This is a genomic window from Corynebacterium aquatimens (assembly GCF_030408395.1).
GTDB classification, from domain to species: domain Bacteria; phylum Actinomycetota; class Actinomycetes; order Mycobacteriales; family Mycobacteriaceae; genus Corynebacterium; species Corynebacterium aquatimens.
Genome location: NZ_CP046980.1, coordinates 787,472 through 805,432, shown reverse-complemented (window position 1 = coordinate 805,432; position 17,961 = coordinate 787,472). Strand labels below are relative to the sequence as shown.

Annotated in this window: 12 protein-coding genes; 8 read left to right on the top strand and 4 right to left on the bottom strand. The window is 63.1% G+C overall.

What is annotated here, in order from left to right; genetic code table 11:
- Positions 1–86 precede the first annotated feature (86 nt).
- From CAQUA_RS03685 to lipA, 6 genes are read left to right on the top strand one after another with little or no spacing between them, the layout of a single operon-like run.
- A complete protein-coding gene (locus tag CAQUA_RS03685) occupies positions 87–1,886 on the top strand; it encodes a dihydroxyacetone kinase family protein (RefSeq protein ID WP_196824465.1) in 1,800 nt (599 codons plus the stop codon).
- A 54-nt stretch (positions 1,887–1,940) separates the two neighbouring features.
- Positions 1,941–4,841, top strand: a complete 2,901-nt coding sequence (gene gcvP / locus CAQUA_RS03680) for an aminomethyl-transferring glycine dehydrogenase (protein WP_196824466.1) — start codon at positions 1,941–1,943, stop codon at positions 4,839–4,841.
- A 60-nt stretch (positions 4,842–4,901) separates the two neighbouring features.
- Complete coding sequence (locus tag CAQUA_RS03675) at positions 4,902–6,086, top strand: glycine cleavage system aminomethyltransferase GcvT (RefSeq protein ID WP_196824467.1); 1,185 nt, start codon at positions 4,902–4,904, stop codon at positions 6,084–6,086.
- Complete coding sequence (gene gcvH / locus CAQUA_RS03670; protein ID WP_196824468.1) at positions 6,086–6,484, top strand: glycine cleavage system protein GcvH; 399 nt, start codon at positions 6,086–6,088, stop codon at positions 6,482–6,484. Before CAQUA_RS03675 ends, gcvH begins: the two co-directional genes overlap by 1 nt.
- 6 nt (positions 6,485–6,490) lie before the next feature.
- Positions 6,491–7,183 (top strand): lipoyl(octanoyl) transferase LipB, encoded by a 693-nt coding sequence (gene lipB, locus CAQUA_RS03665; protein ID WP_196824469.1) that lies wholly within the window; start codon positions 6,491–6,493, stop codon positions 7,181–7,183.
- Between the two features lie 44 nt (positions 7,184–7,227).
- Entirely contained in the window at positions 7,228–8,310 is a 1,083-nt protein-coding gene (gene lipA, locus CAQUA_RS03660; protein WP_196824470.1) for a lipoyl synthase, read from the top strand.
- A gap of 200 nt (positions 8,311–8,510) precedes the next feature.
- Here lipA and CAQUA_RS03655 read toward each other — a convergent pair whose 3' ends face one another.
- The 4 genes from CAQUA_RS03655 to CAQUA_RS03640 all read right to left on the bottom strand — a co-directional run bounded on the left by CAQUA_RS03655 (position 8,511) and on the right by CAQUA_RS03640 (position 14,648).
- The gene (locus tag CAQUA_RS03655; protein WP_196824471.1) at positions 8,511–9,770 is read right to left on the bottom strand and encodes an HNH endonuclease signature motif containing protein; all 1,260 of its coding nucleotides are present in this window, start codon (positions 9,768–9,770) and stop codon (positions 8,511–8,513) included.
- 213 nt (positions 9,771–9,983) lie between these two features.
- Positions 9,984–10,901, bottom strand: a complete 918-nt coding sequence (locus tag CAQUA_RS03650; RefSeq protein ID WP_196824472.1) for an alpha/beta hydrolase family protein — start codon at positions 10,899–10,901, stop codon at positions 9,984–9,986.
- Positions 10,902–11,061: 160 nt separating this feature from the next.
- Positions 11,062–13,191, bottom strand: a complete 2,130-nt coding sequence (locus CAQUA_RS03645) for an acyl-CoA dehydrogenase family protein (protein WP_196824473.1) — start codon at positions 13,189–13,191, stop codon at positions 11,062–11,064.
- Between the two features lie 161 nt (positions 13,192–13,352).
- Positions 13,353–14,648: an acetyl-CoA C-acetyltransferase gene (locus CAQUA_RS03640; RefSeq protein WP_196824474.1), complete on the bottom strand. Its 1,296-nt coding sequence runs from the start codon at positions 14,646–14,648 to the stop codon at positions 13,353–13,355.
- Positions 14,649–14,854: 206 nt separating this feature from the next.
- On the opposite strand from CAQUA_RS03640, the gene CAQUA_RS03635 reads away from it, so the two are divergent.
- Positions 14,855–16,189 carry a 3-oxoacyl-ACP reductase gene (locus CAQUA_RS03635; protein ID WP_196824475.1) on the top strand — a complete coding sequence of 445 codons (1,335 nt, stop codon included), beginning with the start codon at positions 14,855–14,857 and terminating at the stop codon, positions 16,187–16,189.
- A 2-nt stretch (positions 16,190–16,191) separates the two neighbouring features.
- Entirely contained in the window at positions 16,192–17,943 is a 1,752-nt protein-coding gene (locus CAQUA_RS03630) for a MaoC/PaaZ C-terminal domain-containing protein (protein ID WP_231375424.1), read from the top strand.
- The last annotated feature ends 18 nt before the right edge of the window (positions 17,944–17,961 follow it).

The window sequence follows — 17,961 nt, the reverse complement described above, 5'->3', positions numbered from 1 at the left end:
CCGCACAACTTCATACTTTCCTCTAGAGCCGTGGGCCAGCGTTGAACAAACAACGCTGTCACCCACGGCTCTATACACTGGGCGACATGGCGGCGAAGAAGAAATCCGGTAAGGCGGGCTCGGCGCCCGCTAACAAAAAGCCCGACACGTTCAAGTCTTTTAGGAATGAAACGGGCGACTTCATGGAAGAGGCCCTCGCTGGTCTTGTTGCAGCGCACCCGTGCGCGCAGTGGCATTCAGAAGGGTTCATCGGGGTTGCGGCGGACCAGTCGGGAAAGTCATCATCGGCAAAATCGAAGCGGAAAAAGCGCGTCGCCGTTGTCTCCGGCGGCGGGTCGGGCCACGAGCCGATGCACGCGGGTTTCGTGGGCGACGGAATGCTTGACGCGGCATGCCCCGGGCTGTTGTTCACCTCCCCCAACGCGGTTCAGATCACTGCGGCAACGCAGTGGGCGGATCGCGGCAAGGGCGTTGTTCATGTGGTGAAGAACTACACGGGTGATGTCATGAACTTCACCGTCGCGGCTAACAGCGTGGACGGGGATGTGGCCACGGTGATCGTGGCGGATGACGTAGCTACAGAGATTGACAATGACGATTCACCGGGCCGTCGCGGCACCGGCGCGACGATCCTCGTGGAAAAGGTCGCGGGTGCCGCCGCGGAGCGTGGGGACGAGCTCGCTCGCGTCGCAAAGCTTGCGCAGAAAACAGCGGACCAGTCGCGCAGCATGGCTGTCGCACTCCAGGCTGGGCACTTGCCGACGAGCGACCGGCAGACCTTCGACCTGGAAGAAAAAGAAATTGAAATCGGCGTGGGCATCCACGGCGAACCCGGCGTGGAGCGGCGCAAGCAGACAAAAGGCAAGAAGAAGCCGAACGCGCGCGATCTGGTCTCAGAGCTCCTCACCGGCATCATTGATTCGCTGAATGACGCCGGGGTGACCGTCAAGGACGGCACCGGCGTGGTGCTACTAGTCAACGGCTTAGGCGGCACGAGTGAGTTAGAGCTCGACTTGGTCTTCGGCGAGGCCCTAGCCCAACTGGCGGACCGCGGGATCAAGGTCAAGCGCGGCTTACGTGGTTCCCTGGTCACGTCGCTGAACATGGCCGGGATCTCCTTGACCGTCACGAAAGTGAACAAAGAGATGCTGGAGCTTATTGACGCGCCGACGTCCGCGCCCGCGTGGCCAGCCGTCGCAGTCAACCCCAAGGTGGCAAGCGCGCATATGGACGATGACTTCGACCAGCCGTCGTCAGGCAAAAAGAACGCGTGGCTCAGCGCGTTCACCGACCGCTTGAAGTCCTCCACCGATGACCTAACGGAGCTGGACCGCATCGCGGGCGACGGTGACTTTGGGCACAACATCCACGCGGCGTTCGGCGATATTTCGACGCCGCTGAAGGGCAGCGACGCGGCCATCTTCGAGTTCTTCGCCCACCGCATGCTGGTGCGCGCCGGTGGAACGTCGGGCGCGGTGTTGGGCACTTTCTTCCGCGAAATGAGCGACGCTTTCGCCGACGCGGAGGTCGACTCCCGCACCGCGACGGCGGAAGAGTTTGCCGCGGTGCTAGCAAAGGGCCTAAACGAAGGCGTCGCGGCGATCGTCGATCTCGGCGGGGCGAAGGAGGGCGACAACACGCTTATCGACGCACTGGTGCCCGCCACGAAGGCCGCGACCAAGATCGCGAAGGGCTCGCCAGACTCCATCAGCGGTGTTTTGGACGGGGTGCTTTCTAAAGCGATCAAGGGGGCGCAGAGCACCCGCGGCATGCAAGCGAAGAAGGGCCGCGCCTCCTACCTGGGTGAATCCGCCGCAGATGTGCCGGACCCGGGCGCCATTGCCATCACATGGTTGTTCGGCGATGCGGACATGAAAGACTTCTAAGAGAACACCTTTTTAAGAGAAAACCGATTGACTATGCGCAAGGAGCTCGTGCACGTGGATTACATTTCTCGCCATATTGGACCGACAGACGATGAACGCAGCGACATGCTGGGCACGGTGGGCTATGGCTCGCTGGATGAACTCGTCACTGCCGCGATCCCTTCCGGGATTCTGCTGAACCGTCTGCTTGACCTGCCCGAGGCTCTCACGGAACCCGAGGCCCAGAATCGCCTGCGCGAATTGGCGGCCAAGAACACAATGCTCAAGGCTTTCCACGGCCAGGGCTATTCCTCCACCATCACGCCGCCGGTGATCCGCCGCGGCGTCGTGGAGGACGCTGGCTGGTACACCGCCTACACGCCGTATCAGCCGGAGATTTCGCAGGGCCGTCTGGAGGCTCTGCTCAACTTCCAAACGATGGTGGAAGAACTCACGGGAATGCCGCTTGCGAACGCCTCACTTCTCGACGAAGCGACGGCCGCTGCGGAGGCCGTCGGCCTCATGTCCCGGTCGGTGAAGAAGGGCCGCCGCGTGCTTCTCGACGCACGGCTGCACCCGCAGGTCATCGCCGTCGCCGCCGAACGAGCTCGGGTCTTCGACCTCGAGGTCGAGGTCACCCCGGTGTCCTCTGAGCTGGTCGGCGAAGACTTCGTGGGCGTCGTGATTGCGTACCCAGGCACTGAAGGCGACATCATCGACCCGCGTCCGGTGATTCAGGCGATCCACGACCGCGGTGGACTGGCCACTGTTGCGGCAGACCCGTTGGCGCTCATGCTTCTGGAATCTCCGGGGTCGATGGGCGCGGACATCGTGATCGGCACAACGCAACGCCTTGGTGTTCCGCTGTTCTACGGTGGCCCGCACGCTGCCTACATGGCGGTGACGGAGAAGCTGAAGCGCCAGCTGCCGGGCCGACTCGTCGGCGTATCCGTTGACGCGGAGGGCTACCCGGCGTACCGCCTGGCGTTGCAAACCCGCGAGCAGCACATCCGCCGCGAGAAGGCAACATCCAACATCTGTACGGCGCAGGCCCTGCTGGCTGTGACCGCCTCCATGTATGCCGTCTACCACGGCCCGGAGGGGCTGAAGGAGATCGCGCAGACCGTCCATTCCTACGCCACCCGCTTTGCTGCGTCCGTGCGCAACGCAGGTCTGGAGGTTGTCCACGAGCACTTCTTTGACACCGTTGCGGTGAAGGAGCCAGGCCGGGCGCAGGGCATCGTGGATGCGCTGGCACAGACGGGCTACCTCGTGCGCGCGATTGACGCCGACACGGTGGGCGTGAGCTTCGGCGAAGACACATCGGACGAAGATCTGGCGGCTCTTCTGAGCGGCTTCGGCATCCTGGAACCGCCGGTGGACGGCGACACGGCGATCCCTTCTGTGCTCACTCGCGCGGAGACGCCGCTGCAGCACGAAATCTTCAACAGCCACCACTCCGAAACCCAGATGATGCGCTACATCCGTTCGCTGGGCGACAAGGATCTGGCGCTGGACCGCACGATGATCCCGCTGGGCTCGTGCACGATGAAGCTGAACCCCACCGCTGGCTTGGAGGCAATCACCTGGCCTGGTTTCGCCAACGTTCACCCCTTCACGCCTGATGAGTACACCGAGGGCTGGCGCGAGCTGATCAGCGAGCTGTCCGAGTGGCTCGTGGAGATCACCGGCTACGACGCCGTGAGCGTGCAGCCGAACTCCGGCGCCCAGGGCGAGCTGGCCGGTCTGCTGGCAATCCGCCGCTACCACGTGGCCAACGGCCAGGGTGAACGCGACATCTGCATCATCCCGGCATCGGCCCACGGCACCAACGCCGCATCGGCGGCCTTGGCCAACCTCAAGGTCGTTGTTGTCGCTACGGCTGAGGACGGCTCGATTGACATCGAGGACCTGGATGCGAAACTTGCACAGCACGCTGACCGCGTTGCGGCGATCATGATCACCTACCCGTCTACCCACGGCGTCTACGAGGACACCGTGCAGGAAGTCGCGGACAAGGTCCACGCCGTCGGCGGCCAGGTCTACATCGACGGCGCCAACATGAACGCGCTGACTGGTCTGGCTCGTCCGGGTGATTTCGGCGGTGACGTGAGCCACCTGAACCTGCACAAGACGTTCACCATTCCGCACGGCGGTGGCGGCCCGGGTGTCGGCCCGATCGGTGTGGGTGAGCACCTCATCCCGTTCCTGCCGTCTGACCCGCAGTCAAAGACCGCAGACACCGCAGCAGAAGCCCCCGTCGGCGAGGGCGTGCCCATGAGCAGCACGACGTACGGCTCTGCGGGCGTCCTGCCAATCTCTTGGTCCTACATTGCAATGTCCGGCGGCGCGGGGCTTGCGGACGCAACCGCGAACGCGATCCTGGCGGCAAACTACGTCGCCCGCGAGCTCAACGACTCCTTCCCAGTGCTCTACACGGGCGCCAACAACCTCGTGGGCCACGAGTGCATCCTGGACATCCGCCCGGTCACCGACGCATGCGGGGTCACCGCGGCCGACGTGGCTAAGCGCCTCGTGGACTACGGCTTCCACGCCCCCACCCTGGCGTTCCCCGTCGCCGGCACGCTCATGGTCGAGCCCACCGAGTCCGAGGACAAGGCAGAGCTGGACCGCTTCATCACCGCGATGCGCTCCATCCGCGCCGAGATCCAAGACATCATCGACGGGAAGGTTGCCTACTCCGATTCCGTTGTGCACAACGCTCCCTACACCGCGCGCAGCCTGGTCAATTCCAACTGGGATTACCCGTTCACCCGCGAGGAGGCCGCGTACCCCGTCGATAGCTTGCTGACCAACAAGTACTTCCCGCCAGTCCGGCGTATCGACGAAGCCTACGGCGACCGCAACCTCGTCTGCTCCTGCCCGCCGCCGGAGGCCTTTGCCCTGAACTCCGACACCGACCCGATCGGCGAGGACGTCGTCGAGCCTGTCGTAACCGACGAGAACTCCAAGTAGTTCTCAGCCGAACACACCCGCACACACCCGGGCTAGAGCAGCCCCAACGAAAGGACGGCAATGCCGAATTCCCCCCTCCACGCAGCGCACGAAACGCTAAACGCCACCTTCACCGACTTCGGCGGTTGGACCATGCCGCTGAAATACGGCAAGGAGCTCGACGAACACCGCGCCGTGCGCGAAGGCGTGGGCATCTTCGACCTGTCCCACATGGGCGAAATCGAGGTCAAAGGCCCTGACGCAGGCGCGTACCTCGACCACGTTCTCATTTCGTCTCTTTCCAATCTTAAGGTTGGAAAGGCCAAGTACTCCATGATCGTCGCTGATAACGGCGGCATCCTGGACGACCTGATCACCTACAAGTTCGCCGATGACCACTTCCTGGTCGTCCCCAACGCCGCCAACACCGGCGTCGTATGGGCAGCGTTCGAAGCACGCGTGGGTGACTTCGACGTCGAAATCACAAACCAGAGCGAAGAGATCGCACTCGTCGCGGTACAAGGCCCCGGTGCACTGGAGGTTCTCACGCCGCTTCTCGACGGAAACCCAGACGACCTCGCCTACTACTCCGGCGCGTGGATGAACCTTTCCACCTCGGATAAATCCTCGGCGGAAAGTAACGGCCAAAACGAATCCGAGGCCTCGGATAAATCCTCGGTGGAAAGTAACGGCCAAAACGAATTCTCGGCGGCAAATGTCGAGGTCTTCGTTGCGCGTACCGGCTACACCGGCGAGGACGGCTTCGAGCTGTTCTGCATGTTCGCCGACGCCCAGGCCGTGTGGGACGCAGTCATCGACCACGGTGTCCCCTGCGGTCTCGCATCCCGCGACTCGCTGCGCTTGGAGGCCTCCATGCCTCTCTACGGCCACGAACTCACCGCCGATATCACCCCCGTCGAAGCCGGCATGGGGCGGGCCTTCGCCAAGAAGGAGGCTGATTTCGTCGGCAAGCAAGCGCTCGTTGGGCGCGAACCTACCGTCGTCATCGCGGGCCTGACCTCCGACCAACGCCGCGCCGCGCGCGAAGGCTCCGCGATCTACCTCACCTCAGGCGACGACAGCGACCAGCGCATCGGCACGGTCACCTCCGGTCAGCCATCCCCGACGCTCGGCCACCCCGTCGCGCTTGCGCACATCGACCCCGCACACGCCGAAGTTGGAACTGAAGTAGAAATCGACGTACGCGGCAAGCGCTATCCGTTTACCATTGTTGAGACCCCCTTCTACAAGCGAAAGGCCATCTAATGTCCCAGACTGCTCTTCCTGCAGATTTCTCCTACTCCGAAGACCACGAGTGGGTCAACGCAGCCGCTGACGCCATTGCGGGTGAAACCGTACGCGTTGGCATCACCTCCGTGGCCACCGAGCGCCTCGGCGAAATCGTCTTCGCTGAACTGCCCGAGGTCGGCGACGCCGTCACCGCCGGCGAGACCTGCGGTGAGGTCGAGTCCACCAAGAGCGTGTCTGACCTCTACTCCCCCGTCACCGGCACCGTCACCGCCGTCAACGACGCACTCGAGGACAACTACGAGGTCATCAACAACGACCCGTTCGGCGACGGCTGGCTCTTCGAGGTCGAGGTCGACGAAGCAGGCCCGCTGATGACCGCCGACGAGTACGCGGCAGCGAACGGCGTAAACTAACGCTCTATGACTCGCACTAGCGACTCCATTCGAGCCTCAGATGCCGCCGTAGAGGTGCGGCATCTGGGGCTCGTGGATTATGTAGAGACGTGGGAAATGCAGGCCGATCTTGCGAAACGGCGTGCGGCTGGGGAGATCGTCGATACGCTTCTTGTGCTCCAGCACCCCAACACGTACACCGCGGGCAAGCGCACGCAGCCCGAGGATCTGCCCGACAACGACCAGCCAGTCGTCACCGTTGACCGCGGCGGGCGCATCACGTGGCACGGCGAGGGACAGATTGTGGTCTACCCGATTGTGAAGCTCGCCGACCCGGTTGACGTGTTGGACTTCGTGCGGCGCGTCGAGGAAGCGATGATCCGCACCGTGCGCGAGCTGGGCGTCACCAAAGCCACGCGTGTCGACGGCCGGTCTGGTGTCTGGATTCCCGCCGACTCCCCCGCCGCCGACCCACGCGCATTCCCCGGCGAGCGCAAAGTGGCGCAGCTGGGCATCCGCGTCACCCACGGCGTGACCATGCACGGGCTGGCGATCAACTGCAACAACACGCTCGACTACTTCAACCACATCGTGGCGTGTGGCATCGCAGACGCTGGCGTGACCACCCTGTCGCTTGAGCTTGGGCGCGATGTCACGCCCGAGGAGGTTACTGACCCGCTGATCGCGCACCTCACGCACACCCTTGACCACGGTCTGTGAGGGGCATTTAGCCCACACACACCAACACCACTACGGTAGGAACTGTGACTGTCGCACCTGAAGGCCGCAAGCTTCTTCGCATTGAGAAGAAGAACAGCCAAACCCCGATCGAGTCCAAACCCCGCTGGATCCGCAACGCGGTGAAAACCGGGCCTGAGTATGAGGACATGCGGCGCAAAGTGAAGGGCGCGTCGCTGCACACCGTGTGCCAAGAGGCTGGCTGCCCCAACATCCACGAGTGCTGGGAATCGCGCGAGGCGACCTTCCTGATCGGCGGGGCGAACTGCTCCCGCAGGTGTGACTTCTGCCAGATCAACTCAGCCAAACCGGAGCCACTGGACCGCGAAGAGCCGCAGCGCGTCGCCGAGTCCGTTCGTGAGATGCAGCTGAACTACTCCACCATCACGGGAGTAACGCGCGACGACCTTGCCGACGAAGGGGCATGGCTGTACGCCGAAGTCGTCCGCAAAATCCACGAACTGAATCCGCACACCGGCGTGGAAAACCTGACCCCTGATTTCTCCGGCAAACCGGACCTGCTCGCCGAAGTTTTTGAAGCGCGCCCCGAAGTGTTTGCGCACAACCTGGAGACCGTTCCGCGGATCTTCAAGCGCATCCGCCCAGCATTCCGGTACGACCGATCCCTGGACGTCATCCGCGCCGCCCGCGACTTCGGACTGATCACGAAATCCAACCTGATCCTCGGCATGGGCGAGACGCGTGAAGAGGTGATGCAGGCTCTCGTCGACATGCAATCCGCTGGGACGGACATCATCACGATTACCCAGTACCTGCGCCCCGGACCGCAGTTCCACCCCATCGAGCGCTGGGTGAAGCCGGAGGAGTTCATCGAATACCGCGACGCCGCCTACGAGATGGGCTTCGCCGCCGTCATGTCCGGCCCCTTGGTACGTTCCTCCTACCGCGCCGGCAAACTCTACGTCGAGGCCATGGAATTCCACGGCCGCGAACTGCCGGACAACCTCAAACACCTAGCTGAAACCTCTCAGGGCGCCACTGACCAGGAGGCGGAAACCCTTCTTAACAAATACGGTCCTTCGCAGGAAACACCCGTCACGTCGTCCAACGTCCGGCGACCCTCCGTATCCCTGGGCATGCCGAGCTAGCCCGCCCACCACTGCGGGCGCCGCGACCCGCAGTTTTTGTTGTGGGTTTTGGGCATGGCTGTGTGCCCGCCCACCCCTTGTGTCGGGTGTCGGGTGTGAACCCACTACCTGCCGCTCCGCGCCAGCAACTGCCAACCGGCTACCTGCCGCCAACCGGCAACAGCCAACCGGCAACTTCTATCTAGCTGTTGTGGGTGGTGTTAGTCGAAGAGTTGGTGCATCGCTCCCCACTGGGCGTTGACGTCGTGGTGCACGGCATGCCCTGATGGTGACACCCACACTTTCTCAGGCCCGACGTGGCCGACTCTGCCGCGACCATTACCCCGACCCCCGCGCTGGCTGGTGGCGTAATCATCGTCGTTGACGCGATTATGGTAGCGGCACACCACCGCCAGGTTGTCGAGGTTTGTCTCCCCACCGTTCTTCCACGCCGTAACGTGGTGGTACTGGCAGTGATCCGCAGATTTCCGGCAGCCGGGGACCACACAGTTCGGCATCATCGCTCGCAGCAAGACGCGTTGTTTGTCATTGGCGAACCTGCTCGACCGATACAAATTCACCGCACCCTCCACCGGATGAAACAACCCCACCATCACACCAGGACCACTCCCACCAGCGGTGGGGTCGCCGGCTCCAGCGGTGGGGTCGCCGGCACCGGTGGTGGCTGCGTCGTCGGCGTCGGTGGCGGAGGTGTTGAGGTAGTCGAAGAGGTAAGTGAGGTAGTCGGCGCCGGTGATGGTGGTGCCGTCGGTAAGCTTGAGCTCTACCTCGTCCCCGTTGCCCGCCATGATCTGGATGTGGGCGGCAAGCGGAACCATGATCAACGGTTCCGGGACCGCCGCACGCACACCACCGCCACCGCCGTTACTGCTGCCGGTGGTGACGAGGCGGCCAAACGCGTCAGCAAGCTGCGGCCCCACAGGGGCAGTGGTGTCAATACCGTCGTAGAGGTGACGCTCTAAATCTTCCACGAGGCGTTCATCGGTAGTAACAGTCACAGAACGCATCTTGTGCCGCGAAGCACTAAACCGCACACCAGGTTGGGGTGGTGTGGAATCGGCGGGAATGATCTTCTTCGCCGCTTGCTTCAACGCACCAAAAGACCCACGCACCTGCAGTAACTCAAGGCGAAGCTGCCAGCGTGTTGCAGCATCCACACGGGGAGGAAGGCGGCGTTCGATGTAGATCAGTTTGTCCATCGACACTTGATGGGCCTGTACCAGTTCACGGGCCTGGCGCTGTTTAGCGCGAAACCGCGTCGACCCGAAGTAGGTGGCGTGTAACGCTTCCAACTCGCGGGCATGGTTGGTGTCTAACTCGCCGCTGCGGGCGAGCTCCTTGTTGAATGATCCGATGATGCTTAACGCGTTTCGCGTAATTGCAGCGTGATACGCCGCGAAATCCACACCACCAGCAACATCGGGTGCAGCTGGTGGCGCTGAGCCTGAATGGATAGTCATAAAGTCCCCCCAAAAAATGTAGAAATGCTTACAGCCCGCAACCTACACCACAAAACACAACCCAAAATCCACACACCACCACCCCTGTGGATAACCCCGACTTATCCACAGGCACCGCTGCGCGACGCGCGAAAAGGGCAGGAAAGCAGCGACAGACTAAAGCCCCCGAAACCGGGTTGGTTCCGGGAGCGTGATGGTCGTCTGGGCTCGGTTTTAGCGACGGTACCGCACGCGGTCGACCCAGTGGCCGAAGCGATCCATCACAATGTTGTCCCAGCGTGACGGGGCGATGAAGTACCGGCCGTGGTTGCCGCCGGTGGCGCGGGAGGCTTGGGCGGTCTGGATGGAGGCGTCGCATACGCCGTCGAGAGGCAAGCAGTAGTTCGCGCGGTGCGGCGTCGCGGCGGTGGTGCGGGAGTTCAGCGGCATCCAACCGACGAGGCCGCCGGCGCCGCCTCCAGGGACGCCGATGGTTGCCGGGTCGCCGGGCGCGGTCATGGGGTTACCCAGGTACACGACACCAGCAAGTTGGTTGCGGCGTGCAAGTTCGCTCTCGGCGTGCTGCATGACCATCGCGCCTTGAGAGAACCCGGTGAGGACGTACTGCGGACGGCAGCCGGTTGCACGCTGGTAGGCGTCGATTTGGCGGATCACGCCGGCGCGCCCGATGGTCACGGATTTAAGAAAGTCGTTCGCCGCGTTGAGCCCCATGCGTAGCGTGGGGAGGCCCAGCTCACTGACAATCGCGAGCGCCTGCTGCGTGGTCTGCGGAACGGCCGGCACAGGGCCGTTGTAGGACGGCGCAAACGCTGGGTAAAAGCCCGGCTCCATTCCGATGACCTCGACGGACCGCATCAGGGAGGCGCCGTTGTGCGTAGCACGGTAGCGGGCTTCAGATTTCTGCAGGAACGCGCGGATGTGCGCCCCTTCCCACCCGTTGGAGGTCCAGGGGCCGCCGTAGTTTGTGCGGCCTGCGTTGGGCTGACCGGAGCCGCGCGCCGCGACAACAGCGACGGCTGGGCAGCTGCGCGCCTCCGCCTGCTGAGGCGCGACGGGCACGAGCACCGCGGTAACAGCGGCAACGAAGGCAATGACGAATGCCGCCAAGCGACGACGGGCAGTAGTAACCATGGAGAAGTTCCTTAAAATTCGCGTAATGCGGAATCAGACCGTTGGTAATACTAAACCGCCGTGCGGCTTTTGGCAGAGCAGGGCAGCTTATCGACGAACCCCCTAGCAACAAAAACGCACCCCGGCCAGCTGGCTGGGGTGCGTTCGTCGTTAAGCGAAATTATGCGTCGGCGTGCTCAGCCGGGTCGCCTTTGTCTTCGCCGTAGCGCTTGGTGATGGAGATGTTGGAGCCAACGTTCCATGCTTCTTTGCCCTGGCTGTCGTCGGTGCCGCCGTCTTTGAACATCGGGCGGTCGAGGACAACCTCGGGGATCGCGAAGGCGTCAACGAGAACCTCGGACCATGGGCCGAGGGAGTCGACCAGGTCGTTGATTGCTGCGCGGGCTGCCTTGACGCGGCCGGAGGACAGGACGTTCTGCTCCTGGTACCAACCAGCGTTGCGGATGATGGTGTCCAGGACGAACAGGTTGCGGACCTGCTCGATGACTGCGCGCTCGGTGGAGCCTTCCGGCAGTTCCTGCTCAGCCTCGATGAAAGCCTGGGCCATGAGGGACTCGATCCATGCCCAAGCGGCGTTGACCAGGTGGTCCTGGGCGCCGTCGACGACCTTGGCAGCCTCAGCACGGTCGAGCTTGCGAGCACTCTGGATACGGCGAACCAGGGAGCGCAGAACGAGCTGTTCGCGCAGTGCGAGGACCTTCAGCTGGTACTCCGCGTCGAAAAGCGATGCTTCCTCGCTGGTGAAGGTGTCCACGACGGACTGACCTGCGGTACCCAAGCCCACGCGGCTGCGGACAATGTCCGTGACGTTGGTCGCGGCGAACTTGACCAGGTCCATCGGGGACGGGTTCTCCAGCTCCTTGGCGAATGCCGTGATCAGGTTCTTACCCGCGAGCTGCAGCAGCACCATGTTGTCGCCCTCGAAGGTGACGAAGACGTCGGTGTCTGCGCGGAACGTGGTCAGCATGTTCTCGGACATGAAGCCGGCGCCACCACAGGACTCGCGGGCTTCCTGGATTGCGTCCATGGCGTGCTCGGTGGCGACAGCCTTGAAGGCTGCGGCCAGAGACTCCATCTCGCGTGCTGCATCTGCCTGCTTCGGCGTCGGGTCAGTGACGGACCACTCGCCGGAAGCCTGCGCGGACGTCTGGTCAGCGTAGCGCTGGACCAGCTTGTTCTGCAGCAGCTGGATGGCGTACGTGCGTGCCAGCGGGATGATCAGGCGGCGACGGTGGACGCGGTGCTCGATGAGCTTCGCTTCCTTGTTCTCGTCGCCCGTGTTGAACTGGCGGCGCTGGTGCGCGTACTTCAGCGCGATAGCCAGCGAGGACTTCGTCGCACCAGCACCCGCTGCACCAACGGCGAGGCGACCGCGGATCAGCGTGCCCAGCATGGTGAAGAAGCGGCGGTTGGAGGACTCGATCGGCGAGGTGTAGTTGCCCTCTTCATCGACGTCTGCGAACTGGTTCAGCAGAGCCTCACGCGGGATGCGGACGTTGTCGAAGGTCAGCGTACCGTTGTCCACGCCGAGCAGGCCGCCCTTGTGGCCGTGGTCGCCAATGGTGACGCCCTCGCACGGGGTGCCGTCCTCTTCGCGGATGCGGACCACGAAGCAGTGGACACCGTGGGATTCCTCGACACCCGGGGTGTAGAGCTGCGCGAAGACCGCGGACCAGCGGCCGTCACGCGCGGTGTTACCGATGTAGGTCTTCGTCGCCATCGGAGACGGAGTGTTGATGACAAACTCCTTGGTCTCCGGGTCGTAGGTTGCGGTGGTCTGCAGGGCCTGAACGTTGGAGCCGTGGCCACGCTCGGTCATGCCGTAGGAGCCCAGCTTGGTCAGGTTCATCGCGCCCTGAGCGTATTCCTTGTGGCGGTCCGTGCCCAGCACGTCCACAGCGCCGCCCCACAGGCCCCACTGCACACCGGACTTAATAGCCAGGGAGTCGTTGACCTGAGCCAGCAGGTCCAGACCGTTGATGCCCAGGTGGGCTTCACCGGAGCCACCGTTGCGCTTGGAGAATGCGGTCTGCATCATGCCGGTCTCGCCGATCATCTTGACCTTCTCCAGCAGACCCGCGCGGATTTCTTCCAGGGTGCCTTCTACCTGCGGGAGGGCTTCCTCTCGGTTCAGGTTGGCGCGGATTTCGTCCTTCGTCTCCTCGAACGGGCCGTCGAGGACCTTCTTCAGCTTGCCAGCGATTGCTGCATCCGGAGTCTCCGGCAGCGCCTGTGGGCTACGGGATTCCGGCTTGGCCTTGCGGCCTTCCTTTGCCTCAGCAGAGGTCATAATGGTTCTCCTTTAATTCAGAGAGTGAATGGAAAGTTTGAGGTCTTTGAGCAAGAGGCTTAACGACGCTCCCCTACCGCCAGGGGCTTCGCGTCGCGTCATCCCCCCGCTAGGGGCTTCGCGTCACGACATCCCCTCGCTAGAGGGTTCGCCGGAACCCTCTAGCGCTCGATGATGGCGACGACGCCCTGGCCACCAGCAGCACAGACGGAGATGAGGGTGCGGCCGCCGCCGTTCTCTTCGAGGGTCTTGGCTGCGGATGCGAGGATGCGGGCACCGGTTGCGGCGAACGGGTGGCCAGCTGCCAGCGAGGAGCCCTTGACGTTGAGCTTGGAGCGGTCGATGGAGCCGAGCGCACCGTCGAGGCCGAGGCGCTCGCGGCAGTACTCTTCGTCTTCCCATGCCTTGAGGGTGGACAGGACCTGGGAGGCGAATGCCTCGTGGATCTCGTAGAAGTCGAAGTCCTGCAGGCTCAGGCCGTGGCGGGCGAGCATGCGCGGAACAGCGTAGGTCGGCGCCATGAGCAGGCCGTCCTTGCCGCCCACGAAGTCAACAGCAGCCAGCTCAGAGTCGACCAGGTATGCACGAACCGGGATGTTGTGCTCGTTTGCCCACTCTTCGGAGGACAGCAGGACCGCCGCCGCGCCGTCGGTAAGCGGGGTGGAGTTACCCGCGGTCATCGTTGCGGCCGCACCGTGCTGCTCTGCGTCCTTCTTGCCGAATACCGGCTTGAGCTTCGACAGCTTCTCGACGGTCGAGTCCGGGCGCAGGTTGGTGTCACGCTGCACGCCCATGAACGGGGTGATCAGGTCGTCCATGAAGCCTTCGTCGTATGCCTTGGCGAGGTTCTGGTGGGACGTCGCAGCGAGCTCGTCCTGAGCTTCGCGGGAGATCTCCCACTCGCGGGCGGTGATTGCCTGGTGCTCACCCATGGACAGGCCGGTGCGCGGCTCACCGTTCTGCGGCTGCTCCGGCGCGAGCTGGCTGAGGCGAATCGAGCTTGCCAGCTTGAGCTGGTCGGTGGTGCTGCGAGCGTTGGAGAGCTTGATCAGGGTCTTGCGCAGGTTGTCGTTGACGGCCAGCGGAGCGTCAGAGGTCGTGTCCGTACCGCAGGCGATACCGGACTCGATGCGGCCGAGGGCGATTGCGTCGGCTACCTGGATTGCGGAGGTCAGCGAGGTACCGCAGGCGTGCTGGATGTCAAACGCTGGGGTGGTGGAGGACAGCTCGGAGCCGATAACGGATTCACGAACCAGGTTGAAGTCGCGGGCGTGCTTCAGCACAGCACCGCCGACAACCTGGCCGAGTTCTTTATCCTGCAGGCCGTAGCGGGCAACGAGCCCGTTCAGCGCGGAGGTCAGCATGTCTTGGTTGGACGCGTTTGCGTACTCCTTGTTGGAGCGAGCGAACGGGATGCGGTTTCCGCCGAGGATGGCGACCTTGCGAGTTTCAGTCATTCTTATCTTCCTGCACTTAGGGTCGAGAGCTAGCTAGTGGTGAATGCTTATGCAACGAATCCGACTATCGTGGTCGGTGCACGGTTTGACGTCACACACAAAACCTACGGTTTTGTAAGGTTCGTCACCGTAACAATCCTATAATAGTATGCGACACAGAGCTACCGAATATGTGCGGTTGCTTGCCGATTTGAAGGAGAACTACAGTGGCCTCTCAAGGTTTCCTTGAACAACTCATCAACTCCCCTCTCGCCGCGAAGCTCGGCGTTCCCCAGGGGTACCCGCTTCGTCGTTACAAGCAGGGCGAACCCCTCCTGCAGGGCCCCGTCGTCGTTGGCGGCGAAGGCCGTCTGGGCTCAGCTCTTGCTGAGCGTCTCGACGGCCCGTACAAGCTGCTGAAGCTGGAGGCAGACACGAAGCGCGCTGGCATTGTGTTCGACGCCACGGGCATCACCAAGCCGGAGGAGCTCGGCGCACTCTACGAGTTCTTCAACCCGCAGCTGCGCAAGGTTGACTCCAACGCTCGCCTCGTGGTCATTGGCACCACGCCAGAGCTTATCGACGATGCGGATGAGCGCATCTCCCAGCGCGCCCTGGAAGGTTTCACCCGCTCCCTGGCGAAGGAAATGCGCAAGGGTGCAACCGCTCAGCTCGTCTACGTCGACCCGTCCATCGATGGCGGTGCAGTAGACAAGGTCGAGTCCACGCTGCGCTTCCTGCTGTCCGGCAAGTCTGCATACGTTGACGGCCAGGTCATCCGCATCACCCCGGCTGACGTTTCTCTTCCGGAGAACTGGGAGAAGCCGCTGGCTGGCCGCCTTGCCGTCGTCACCGGCGCTGCTCGCGGTATCGGCGCAACCATCGCTGAGACCCTGGCACGCGACGGCGCAAAGGTCATCTGCGTAGACATCCCGCAGGCTGGCGAGGGCCTCGCTGAGACCGCGAACAAGGTGAAGGGCACTGCCCTGCCGCTCGACGTGACCAACCCGAAGGCTGCTGAGGAGATCGCAAAGCACGCCGAGGAGCGCTACGGCCGCAAGATCGACACGATCGTCCACAACGCTGGTGTGACCCGCGACAAACTGCTGGCCAACATGGATGAGGGCCGCTGGAACATGGTCCAGTCCATCAACCTGGTTGCCCCGGTCCGCATCACCGAGAAGCTGATCGAGGCTGACGCCTTCGCCGAGAAGCCGTCCGTCATCGGCGTGTCCTCCATCGCTGGTATCGCCGGTAACCGCGGCCAGACCAACTACGCAACCACCAAGGCTGGTGTGGTTGGCTTCGTCGACGCTCTTGCGGACGCAATTGCTGAAAAGGGCGGCTCCATCAACGCTGTTGCCCCGGGCTTCATTGAGACCGACATGACCGCCGCTATCCCGACCGCCACCCGTGAGGTCGGCCGTCGCCTGAACTCCCTGTCCCAGGGTGGTAAGCCTGTCGACGTTGCGGAGACCGTTGCATACTTCGCCGCACCGTCGTCGGTTGCTGTGAACGGAAACACGGTCCGCGTCTGCGGCCAGGGCCTGCTCGGAGCGTAACCATGGCAGAGAAGAAACAGAACAAGCAGAACACCCCTGTCCCGTCCCCTGCCGACATGCCGGAGACCTCGGCCGTCGAGCCCCACGACGCACCCGAAACCGCCGCCCAGGTTGAGCCTCTGCTCAACGAAGCCAACCTGGACAAGGCCACCGTCACCCAGACCGCGCCGAAGCCTGCGGCCGCCCCGAAGGGCCACTCCGTAAAGGTCGAGACCAAGTCCAAGGCCGAGAAGGCCGCCGACGAGGCGAAGGACAAGGCCGAAGACGTAGCTGCTGAGGCGAAAGCCTCTGCCGAAGAGGCGAAGGACAAGGCCAAGGACGCGGCAGCTGAGGCCAAGGACAAGGCTGAAGAGGTCACCGACGACGTTAAGGACGCTGCCGCAGAGGCCAAGGACAAGGCCAAGGATGCAGCGGCCGACGCCAAGGAAAGGGCCGAAGACGTCGCGGCTGAGGCGAAAGCCTCTGCCGAAGAGGCGAAGGACAAGGCTGAAGACGTCGCGGCTGAGGCTAAGGCCAAGGCCGAAGACGTTGCCGACGACGTCAAGGATGCTGCCGCGGAGGCCAAGGACAAGGCCAAGGACGCAGCAGCCGACGCGAAGGAAAAGGCCGAAGATGTCGCAGCTGAGGTAAAGGACAAGGCTGAAGACGTTGCGGCTGAGGCGAAGGCCGCTGCCGCAACGGCTAGCGAGAAAGTCAAGGACGCAGCGGCTGAGGTAAAGGACAAGGCTGAGGAGATCGTCGATAAGGCGAAGGCGAAGATCGCTGAAGCTACTGACGACTCGGGCGATGACTCTGACGACAAGCGTGCGCCGTTCGTGGCCGCGACCCCGCAGTTCCAGACGCTGAAGGCGATCCCGAACCTGCAGGACATCAACCGCCGCATCTTCTTGGGTGCTTTGCCGGGTGTGGGTAACACGCCGTCGGCGAAGGCTGATCCAACCTCGGCTCTTGAGGTTCGCGGAGTAACCGTGGATAAGAAAAACCTCGCGGATTACACCTCCGCCACTGGCCTGCGCCTGGCTAATGAGGTCCCGCCGACGTACTTTTTCGTGCTGTCCTTCCCGCTGATCATGGAACTGATGACCAAGCCGGACTTCCCGTATGCAGCTATGGGCTCCGTGCACATCGCCAATGAGATCGAGCAGACCCGCTTCATCACGGTGGATGAGACGCTCAACGTGCGTACCTGGCCTGAGAACCTCCGCCCGCACCGCAAGGGCCTGCTGCTGGACATGATCACCGAGATCACGCCTGAAGGCGAGTCCGAGCCGGTCTGGCGCCAGAAGTCCACCATGCTGGGCCAGGGCGCGCGCTTTGCCAAGAACGCCCCGCTGGCGCTGACCACGCGCGGCGAGGACACCGGCAAGGTTCTGCCGAAGCCGGAGCTGCCGGAATTCAAGGCTAACGCCCAGTGGCGCTGGACGCGCGACAATGTCCGCGCATACGTCAAGGCGTCCAACGACCACAACCCGATTCACACCTCCAACATCGGTGCGAAGCTGTTCGGGTTCCCGTCGGTCATTGCACACGGTATGTACTCCGCGGCAAGCGTTCTGGCGCCGCTAGAAGGCAAGCTGCCGAGCGCGCTGCGCTACCGCGTGGAGTTTGTGAAGCCGGTTCTGATCCCCGCGAAGGTCTCCCTGTGGACCATCGATGAGGCTGCTGAAGGTGAAGGCCAGAAGTGGGACATCCAGCTGCGCAAGTCCTCCAAGCCGGAGACGCTGCACCTTAACGCTGAGCTGAAAGCTCTGTAGAAGCTAACGGCTTTCCCG

Bases quoted from the DNA above. Each gene is read 5' to 3' on its own strand.
- CAQUA_RS03685 (WP_196824465.1), top strand. From the start codon at position 87: ATGGCGGCGAAGAAGAAATCCGGTAAGGCGGGCTCGGCGCCCGCTAAC.
- CAQUA_RS03675 (WP_196824467.1), top strand. From the start codon at position 4,902: ATGCCGAATTCCCCCCTCCACGCAGCGCACGAAACGCTAAACGCCACC.
- gcvH (WP_196824468.1), top strand. From the start codon at position 6,086: ATGTCCCAGACTGCTCTTCCTGCAGATTTCTCCTACTCCGAAGACCAC.
- lipB (WP_196824469.1), top strand. From the start codon at position 6,491: ATGACTCGCACTAGCGACTCCATTCGAGCCTCAGATGCCGCCGTAGAG.
- CAQUA_RS03655 (WP_196824471.1), bottom strand. From the start codon at position 9,770: ATGACTATCCATTCAGGCTCAGCGCCACCAGCTGCACCCGATGTTGCT.
- CAQUA_RS03650 (WP_196824472.1), bottom strand. From the start codon at position 10,901: ATGGTTACTACTGCCCGTCGTCGCTTGGCGGCATTCGTCATTGCCTTC.
- CAQUA_RS03645 (WP_196824473.1), bottom strand. From the start codon at position 13,191: ATGACCTCTGCTGAGGCAAAGGAAGGCCGCAAGGCCAAGCCGGAATCC.
- CAQUA_RS03640 (WP_196824474.1), bottom strand. From the start codon at position 14,648: ATGACTGAAACTCGCAAGGTCGCCATCCTCGGCGGAAACCGCATCCCG.
- CAQUA_RS03630 (WP_231375424.1), top strand. From the start codon at position 16,192: ATGGCAGAGAAGAAACAGAACAAGCAGAACACCCCTGTCCCGTCCCCT.